Below are 8739 nucleotides of genomic sequence, written 5' to 3' on the forward strand. Positions count from 1 at the left end.
GACTATGGATCGTCGCCATTTCCTGGCCGCTCTGGCATTGACTCCCGTTGCAGCCTGGTCTGCGCTGAGCCCTGCCGTGTTTGTCGTGCATCCTTACGATACGCCCAGCCGCCTCTATACCCGTTACCGGCCGCTGACCCTCTATCTCGGCGGGGTGCTGGGCCGGCCTTTGCGGCTCGTCATCGCCGGAACCTACGATGAGCAGATCGAGATGATCGCCAGCGGTCGCGCCGACTACGCATACCTCGGCCCGACTCCCTACGTCCGAGCGCGCAATCGCGCGCCGGTGGAAATTCTGGCGGGCGAGGCGGAAGGCAATCAGGCGTTCTATCAGAGCGCACTGGTCGTTCGAACCGACAGCCGCATCCAGCAGGTTGCCCATCTGGTTGGCAAACGCGTCGCGCTTGGTGCCGAGATATCCATGTCAAGCGCGGTTGCGCCCAAGCAGATGCTCGCCCAAGCGGGAATCCGGCGCTCCGACCTCGCCGATGTCGTACATCTGGACCGTCATGAACGCGTCGCGCTGGCCGTGCTGCACGGCGACTTCGACGCCGGCGGACTGCGGCTGGACATTGCCCGCACCTATCTGCCGCGCGGCCTGCGTATTCTGGCCACCTCGCAGCCGCTGCCTCCGCACGTCATTGCAGCCTCGCCCAAGGTTGCTCCCGAGGATGCGAAGCGTGTGCGCCTGGCGTTACTTCACCCAGACACCATTGGCCGCGATGCCCTCACGGCACTGGGGACAGCCGTTTCCTTTGTCGAGGTGGAAGACGCGCACTATGCCGTCGTGCGGCGCATGGAACGCGCCCTGGAGAACTGGTGAACCGGCGCTCGCTTGCATTCAGGCTCACGGTCATCTTGGCCGTCGCCTGGTTTGCATTGTTCTTAGTGCTGGGCGGAGTAATCTGGCAATCCACCCAGCGCCTGATTCTGGAAGCTCAGGCTGACAAGGCCCGCGCGCTCGCCACCCAACTCGCCACGATCTCACTGGACGCGGTGCTGCTGCGTGACTACGGTACATTGGAGCGCTATCTGGCTGACTTGTCAGGCGCGGTGGCCTACGCGGAAATCCGTCGTGCAGACGGCCAGGTGCTGGGTCAGACCGGGCAGCACCTTCCCGGAGTTGAGTTGTTTCGGGTGCCGATGCTCGCCGCCGGCGAACAGGTGGGTGAAGTGCTGGCCCAATACGATCCCCAGCCTGCCCATCGCGCTGCCTGGCAGTTGGCGGGATTGATGGCGCTGGCTCTGACGGTGTTTTCCGGACTCACCTTCTGGGCCTTGCGCAGGCTGCTGTTGAGTCGCCTGGTGGCGCCGGTGGCGGCGCTGATCGAGCAGGCCGACCCCGAGCGCACGGTGATGCCAATGGCCGCTGACGCGCCAACCGAAGTGGCCGATCTGGCAGCCGCCATTGGGGGCCTGCGGGAGCGCATCAGCAGACATATCGCCGAAGCTGAGGAGGCTGCCCACGCCCGCAACGAGGCCTTGCGCAGGCTGTGTTCCGAGCAGCGCCTGGCTGCGGTCGGCCAACTGGCCGGCGAGGTGGCTCACGAGCTCAACACGCCCTTGTCGAACATCCTGGGCTACGCGCAGAGTGCCCTTCCCGCTGCGATCGATGCCGAGCAGCGCGACGCTCTAATGACGATCGAGGCTCAGGCGCGGCGGGCAGGGCAGATCGTGCGCGACATGCTCACGGCCGCCCGTGCGCCAGCCCCCAGCCTGCAGGTCATCGATCTCGAAACGATCTGCGCCGCTTTCGTGCGGCTGGTCACGCCGCTGGCGCGCAAACAGGGGGCTGTCATCACCCTTGAGCCGACAGGCCCGGTCCCGGTGCGCGGCGATGCATCGAGGGTCGAACAGATCCTGTTCAACCTGGTTTTCAATGCCGTGCAGGCTGGCGCGAGCGAGGTTCGCCTGACACCCTCGATCGCGAGTACCCCGGAACTAGTTGTTTCGGACAACGGCCCGGGCCTTCCCGAGATGGTGCGCACACGGCTGTTTGAGCCCTTTGTCACCACCAAGCCTGCCGGACAGGGAACGGGACTGGGACTGGCCATCAGCCAGCGCCTCGCGCGCGAAATGGGGGCCGAACTCGAATGGGTCGAACCCGCGCGCGGCGCCTGTTTCCGCCTCGTCTTCCCGCCGCTCGCCGAGGAGTCCGCACCATGACATTTAGCCTTCTTATTACCGAGGACGATGTCGTCCAAGCCAAACTGCTCGCCAAGCTAGCGACTGAAGCGGGCTTCGATACCCAACTGCTGCAGGACGGAGCCGCGGCGCTGAACGAACTGCGAGTGAACCCGCCGGATGCACTGTTTACCGACCTGCGTCTGCCGGGCGCTGATGGCCTTGCCCTGATTGCCGCCGCACGCGAGATGGACGCCGCCATGCCGGTGATCCTGGCGACCGGCTTTGCGACCGCGCATAACACTGTCGAGGCCTTCCATCTTGGGGTGACCGACGTGTTGCTGAAACCACTTGAGCTCGACACGGTGCGGCTCACGCTCAAACGCCTGCACGCCAGTCTGGCCCAGCGTCGCCGCATCGATCAACTTGCCGCCCAGGTCGCGGTTCACTCCTCTCCCCCGCTGATGGACAGCCGCGCCCCGGCGATGAAACAATGTCTGCAGCTGGCGGCACAGGTGGCCGCCACCGAGTTGCCCGTGTTGCTCGAAGGCGAGACCGGTTCCGGCAAGGGTGTGCTGGCGGCGTATGTCCATGGCCTGTCCGGGCGCCGAGATGGCCCCTTTCTCACCCTCAACTGTGGGGCGCTTCCGCCAAGCCTGTTGGAGTCGGAATTGTTCGGCTTCGAAAAGGGCGCATTCTCCGGCGCCAACGCGCGCAAGCTAGGCCTGCTGGAGCTGGCGCATGGCGGCACGCTGTTCCTCGACGAGATCAACAGCACCAGCCTGGATGCCCAGACCCGCCTGCTGCAGTTCATCCAGGACAGGCAGTTGATGCGTCTGGGCGGCGTCAAGGCGATCAACGTCGACGTGCGCCTGATCCTGGCCGCCAACCGGCCGCTGAAGGACGAGGTGAGCGCCGGTCGTTTCCGTCAGGATCTCTACTTCCGCGTTCAGATGTTCCCGATTCCGGTGCCCCCCTTACGTAACCGGCGGGAGGATATTCCAAACCTGGCGGAATACTTCCTGGCGCGTCACGGCCGGGCGCTTAACCCCAATGTCCACGGCATTGCGCAGGACGCGCTCGACCGCCTGCTGAGATACGGCTGGCCCGGCAATGTGCGAGAACTCGAAGGCGCGATTCAGCGCAGCCTGGTACTGGCGTCGGGCGATACCATCACGTTATCCGACCTCCCCGCTGACATGCGCCCCGCCCTTGGGGTGCTCAACTCAGCCCCGTGGCCGGCAGACTCGACGCTTGAAGAGGTGGAGACGTTCTGGATACGCCAGGTACTCGAGCGCTGTGGTGGCAATCGCACCCAGGCTGCGCGCCAATTGGGAATCGATCCTTCCACCTTGTGGCGCAAGCTCAAGGAACCGGACGTCTGACTAGTCCCCCCAGCTTCCAGTTTCTTCCGGTGCCCAAGTCAGCCAGTGGCAGCCCGCTTTGAGTTGTGAATGACTTTCCAGCCCTTGGCATGCCAAGATCGAATCGACTCAACCATTTCACTCCACACCTCGCTTTTACATGCTCGAAGTCCGGATAAGCTTTCTCGTGGCCCTTGCGTTATCGCTGGGGGTTCACGCAGGCCTGCTGGCGCTATGGGCGGTCAAGGCGCAACCCGCCCTGGAATCGGCAGTCTCAGAGCCCCTGCAGGTCAACCTCATGAGCGTGCCTGTCCAGCAGAGGGCGCCGGTCTCCAGGGCGGCCCGGGCGGAAGCTGTCCCCATCGAACAATCCGCAAAACCACGCGCCATCCCCTCGCCGCCAGACGCGGAGGATAAGGTGCACGTTCGCATCACGGCTTCCATCCCGCCCTCTCCCACACCCGAGAAACAGTTGGCTTCCATGCCGGCTCCGCCCCCTCCGACCGCAGAGGAATGGGCACTGGCCTCCACCTACACGCTCAAGAACAGCAAGCGTTACCGACACAACTGGGGCCAACAGGTGCGCAGCATGATGGGGGCGGCGGTGGAAGGTGAGCGACAGGGCCTGGTGCGAGTCCATGTCGAGATCGCACCTGACGGCAAGCTCGCCAAGGTGGACGTGCTGTGGTCGACCTCGGAGATCGCCGAGAAGCTGGCCCTGCAGGCCATTCGCGCCATGCCGCCACTACCGCCCACCCCGACGGGCAAGCCGCTGGTTTTCGAGAAGACCATCGCATTTCTGCCGTTTGAGACAGGCTGGCCGCCCATCTACAAATACGACTGCCTTCCGGATCCGCGGTCTTTCCAGAATCCGTTCGCGTGGAATGGGTCCTCGCCCCAGCGCACTTCGCAGGCACGCCAGGAAAACGCTTCGCCCGCGCGCAGCGACGCCCCACAGACCGAGTGCCCCGACGCCGGGCCAGACTCCATCGAGGCGGAAGAAAAGGACATGGAACGCCAATTCAAGGAATGGGGCGCGGTGCGATTGAATGGGGGCGATGAAGTTTTTCGAGAATGACGGCCGAAATTTGTTCGCCTGTAACGTGTCGGGGCCGGTCGACTGAAGTGGTGCGTAAAGTGGATGTGGTCAATAGAAAGATTGCTGCCACCTTTGGCCGAGGAGCAGAAGTAAAGAACTCAAGAGGCAGTCAATAATCTTTTGCATGGGTTCGCGCAGCCATTCGGCATTCTTGATGTAACGCCATCAAGCACATCACTCTCACTTCAGTCGACAGTGTCAAAGAGAAATTGACCACGCTTTCGCAGGTTCGCGATGTCTTTCGCAAGATCCACCTCGGTCAGCTCGCGAACATGAACCCATGCCTCACGTATCTCGATATGCTCAGCAAAAATCACGTCATCATTCTCAAGCGCGAGGTTCAACTCTTCATGGTGTTCATAGACCACACCACGCATCCACCCGTCTTCGGAAAAAACTTCAATCAGGCCATACACGGAATGTATGGCCAAGCTGCCCGCAGGGCACTGAAACCCCGCAAGGTCCACCACATTACTCATATCCGGCTCCATAACAATTCATCCACATTTTCTGTGGATAAGATTTTAGAATTTCACCTAAAATCTCAGTCTGATCAAGCATCCTAGCCGCGCGATTATTTTTTCATCAATCGGTAACGATCAAAGCAAACCATTCTGAAAGCCTTGATCGACTGGTAAATTCGCTCCGCTTCCACTGGAGCGCCTCCTCTTGGGCTATTGATACTCAGAACCACCGCTTTGACGTTCTTCGCTTCGAAGGCCTTTCTGAGCAAGGGAACCACCTTCTCCGCCGAAGCCGTGGCGCCGTTCACTTTCTGTCATTTGCAATTCGGGCTCCATCGTTGAGTTTTAATTGGGGTGAATCCTTCGTCGTGCGTCAGCACTCGAACGATCTGATAGTCGTCGCTCATGTGTGTCATTTCACGCAGCTCATGAAGATCGCACCAGGTGCCGTCCGGCCACTCGGCAACCAGCCATACCGGCTCGGCGTAGGGAATTTCAACCCGTGTGGTGTACATCACTCGCGTCCGGCTATTTCGCTGGCCATGCAAAGAATCTGCAGGCAGGAAAGCGATTGCATCCCACGAATGCCTTACCGGTATCTTTCATGGTTTTGCTGATGAGCAGGCCAGTCTTGCAGTCCGGACAGGCTGCACCTGCCCTGGCGGTACGCATGGGTGTTCCTCGCAACACGACCGCCTCGGTACGCCGAGCTTTGCCAGCCACCTAGTCAGTCCGCACGCCCGGCTTCCCTTCATCATCCGGCTGGCTGTGCTTACATTCCGGATAGCCTGTACATCCCCAGAATGGCCCCTTGGGGCCTTTCACCAGGCGCAAGGGCTTCTGGCATCTGGGGCATGAATAGGAAGGCCCTGCCTGCGATTTTGGAAGAGACGCCTCCCGGGCGGCGCCGGGCTTTCCATCGACATCAGGTAGCGTCGACTTGCACCCTTCCCGGTACGCCGTACAGCCCCAGAAGAAGCCATTCGAACCATCAATTCTACGCATTGGCTTGCCACAGGTTGGGCACGCCACGACCGAACGACCCTTGGTCGGCAGATCACGAGTCTTTCCAGACGTGGAGATCTGCCGTGTGCCCTTCTGACACTTGATGCCATCAATCACCTGCACCAGCCACTCGCCAAGACTGAGCTCAAACTGCGACAACTCGATCTCGCCCTTCTCGATCTGGCTCAGTCGATCTTCCCACTGAGCAGTCAAGACTGGATCTGCAATTTCTGGCGAGACCTCCTCGATCAGTCCAATCAGCGCGACAGCTTTCTCGGTCGGCAGCAGTTCCTTCTTTTTGGCGACGATATAGTCCCGCTTGAACAGCCCCTCGATAATGGCCGAACGCGTTGCATCCGTTCCGATGCCCGCTTTCTCCTTGTTCTTCATCACCGCCTTCCAGCGCGGATCCTCGATCTCCTTGTCGATCGACTCCATCGCCGCCAGAATCGTGCCCTCGGTATAACGCTTGGGCGGTGAGGTCATTCTGTCCTGCACCTCGCAACGCAGATTTCTGGCTTCCTCGCCCACACGCACCTTCGGGAGCGTTACTGCCTCAGCCTGGTCATCATCCTTGTCCGTGGGTGCTTTCGTCGCCTCGGGCATGGTCTGCCGCCAGCCGGGAACCAGCGGCGTCTTGCCGCTCACCCTGAATTTCTCACATTCGCAGATCACTTCGATCACCGTCTTGCTGTACTGGTAATCCCCCAGGAATTGCGCCAGATACCGTCGACAAACCATGTCGAAGACTGTCCGCTCGGTCGGCGTCATGGCCGACACATCGATGTTCGGGTTTCGCGTCGGAATGATCGCGTGGTGGGCCGTGATCTGTTTGTCGTTGAATGCCCTGCCCCGGAAACGCTCATCGGCACCCTTGAGCGCCGACTCGGCAACCGTGGCCAGTGTTGCCAGCTCGGGCTTCGCTCCGGCGATGGCATTCAGCGTCTCGTTCGATTCGGCCAGCATCGACCGTGGCAGGTATTCGCAATCCGTTCGTGGATACGATGTCGCCTTGTGTTTCTCGTAAAGTGCCTGCGCAGCATCGAGTACGGCCTGCGCCTTCATACCGAAGCGCGCAGAGGCCTCCCGCTGAAGTGATCCCAGGCTGAACAGCAATGGCGCGACTTCGCGATCCTGTGTCGTCTCGACAAGGCTCACCTTCCCGGTCTGCCCTGCGACCTGCTTGACCACCGCCTCTGCACTTGCGCGGTCAAGGAGACGCCCCTCATCGTCGAGAAGCGCTGCTCGCGCCATCCAGGCCATCGGTACGGATGCTCCGCCCATCAGGAAGGTCGCATTGACCCCGAAGTGCGCCTTTGGAACGAACGCGGCGATGGCCCGTTCGCGCCGCACCACCAAAGCAAGCACAGGCGTCTGCACACGACCACAATGCAAGGTACCGTCTTTGCCGCCGGCACCGAACGCCTTGGTCAAGGCCATGGTGAGATTCATCCCGGCCAGCCAGTCCGCCCGGCTTCGGCCCATCCCGGAGAAATACATCGGCAGCGTTTTCTCGCCCGGCAGGATGTTAGCCAGAGCCTTCTTCATCGACGCATCATCGAACGCTGAAAGCCAGAGGCGCGAAACCTTGCCGCGGTAGCCGTTCAGTTGCATCAGCTCCCGTGCGATCACTTCGCCTTCACGGTCGGCATCGGTGGCAATGACAACCTCAGTTGCCTGCTTCAACAGCTTCGCGACGATCTTGTACTGATCACGGGTCTGGTGCTTCACCTCCATGTGCCACTCATCCGGCAGCACAGGCAGGTGCGCGATGTCCCAGAATTTCAATGCCGGGTTGTAGTGCTCCGGTTTCGCCTGCTCAACCAGGTGGCCGATGCCCCAGGTTACCGTTACACCGTTACCAGTAATGCATCCCTCGCCACGTGTCCTAGCACCGATGTGGCTGGCAATTTCTCTGCCTTGTGAAGGTTTTTCGCAGAGGTAGAGCTTCACTCAAGCCGTCCTGAAATCGCAGACACATCAATGAGAGCGGCCAGCGCTTCCAAAAGCATCGGGCCCCAGATCGAAAGGAACTTCATTCCATCCTCCCATTGGTCCGCCATAGCATCATCGCCAGATTGGCAATATCCACTTCCTGCCCCTTGGCCAGCGGTACCGCAGCGCCTTGGGCAAGCATGGCATTCCATATCTTGATACCCGATTCAGGCTGCTCCCGCCCGGTCCAGCCCTCATGCGCTTTCTGCGCGAGCTTCGCCTTCATGGCGCCGGCAAATTCATCGACTGCCTCATTCAGGCGGGCTACTTCCTGCCGCACCCAATCAGGATCCGGGGCAATTTCCTGCCAGTTCTTGTCTATCACTGCATGACCTCCCTGAACCAACGTTGCTCTCATGCCAGATAACGGTAATGGGGTCACCGTCAAACGTCGTGTTGAAATAGTGCTGGCTCATAACCTCGACTCAACCCGGCCGCGGCCTACAACGGGTCATTCAGGACATCGAGTAATCGTGATTCGATCACCTCGCCATCCTGGCTGACCACAATCTTCACTCTTGCCATTGCACCTGGCCGGCCACGCTGTCCAAGCCTCATGGCCTTGAACTCGAACCCATGAAAACATCCCGAGCCCATCCCATGCCGGCACGCGTCTTCCGACACCGATTGCAGCACCGCTGCAATCATGTTTTCCTCAGGCTGGGTTGGGTGTCTCATGAAGCCTCCT

The 8739-nt window shown here is 60.8% G+C and carries 10 protein-coding genes; 4 read left to right on the forward strand and 6 right to left on the reverse strand.

What is annotated here, in order from left to right; genetic code table 11:
- Positions 1-4: 4 nt before the first annotated feature.
- From Q0L94_RS16040 to Q0L94_RS16055, 4 genes are all read left to right on the forward strand, one after another.
- Positions 5-823, forward strand: coding sequence for a PhnD/SsuA/transferrin family substrate-binding protein (locus Q0L94_RS16040; protein WP_296755212.1), 819 nt, complete (start codon positions 5-7; stop codon positions 821-823).
- Complete coding sequence (locus Q0L94_RS16045; RefSeq protein ID WP_296755214.1) at positions 820-2166, forward strand: HAMP domain-containing sensor histidine kinase; 1347 nt, start codon at positions 820-822, stop codon at positions 2164-2166. Before Q0L94_RS16040 ends, Q0L94_RS16045 begins: the two co-directional genes overlap by 4 nt.
- Positions 2163-3509: a sigma-54 dependent transcriptional regulator gene (locus Q0L94_RS16050; protein WP_296755217.1), complete on the forward strand. Its 1347-nt coding sequence runs from the start codon at positions 2163-2165 to the stop codon at positions 3507-3509. Before Q0L94_RS16045 ends, Q0L94_RS16050 begins: the two co-directional genes overlap by 4 nt.
- A 139-nt stretch (positions 3510-3648) precedes the next feature.
- Positions 3649-4566, forward strand: coding sequence for an energy transducer TonB (locus tag Q0L94_RS16055; protein WP_296755220.1), 918 nt, complete (start codon positions 3649-3651; stop codon positions 4564-4566).
- A 206-nt stretch (positions 4567-4772) separates the two neighbouring features.
- Here Q0L94_RS16055 and Q0L94_RS16060 read toward each other — a convergent pair whose 3' ends face one another.
- The 6 genes from Q0L94_RS16060 to Q0L94_RS16080 all read right to left on the reverse strand — a co-directional run.
- Positions 4773-5078: a hypothetical protein gene (locus tag Q0L94_RS16060; RefSeq protein WP_296755223.1), complete on the reverse strand. Its 306-nt coding sequence runs from the start codon at positions 5076-5078 to the stop codon at positions 4773-4775.
- A gap of 287 nt (positions 5079-5365) precedes the next feature.
- On the reverse strand, positions 5366-5566 hold the full coding sequence (locus Q0L94_RS16065; protein WP_296755225.1) for a hypothetical protein: 201 nt from the start codon (positions 5564-5566) through the stop codon (positions 5366-5368).
- 13 nt (positions 5567-5579) lie between these two features.
- On the reverse strand, positions 5580-5723 hold the full coding sequence (locus Q0L94_RS17960; RefSeq protein ID WP_366799483.1) for a topoisomerase DNA-binding C4 zinc finger domain-containing protein: 144 nt from the start codon (positions 5721-5723) through the stop codon (positions 5580-5582).
- Positions 5724-5774: 51 nt separating this feature from the next.
- Positions 5775-8009 carry a DNA topoisomerase 3 gene (locus Q0L94_RS16070; RefSeq protein ID WP_296755228.1) on the reverse strand — a complete coding sequence of 745 codons (2235 nt, stop codon included), beginning with the start codon at positions 8007-8009 and terminating at the stop codon, positions 5775-5777.
- 82 nt (positions 8010-8091) lie between these two features.
- Positions 8092-8376, reverse strand: coding sequence for a hypothetical protein (locus Q0L94_RS16075; RefSeq protein WP_296755231.1), 285 nt, complete (start codon positions 8374-8376; stop codon positions 8092-8094).
- A gap of 116 nt (positions 8377-8492) precedes the next feature.
- A partial coding sequence (locus Q0L94_RS16080) for a hypothetical protein (RefSeq protein ID WP_296755233.1) occupies positions 8493-8739 on the reverse strand: 247 nt, incomplete at its 5' end.

Source organism: Thiobacillus sp. (assembly GCF_024708915.1).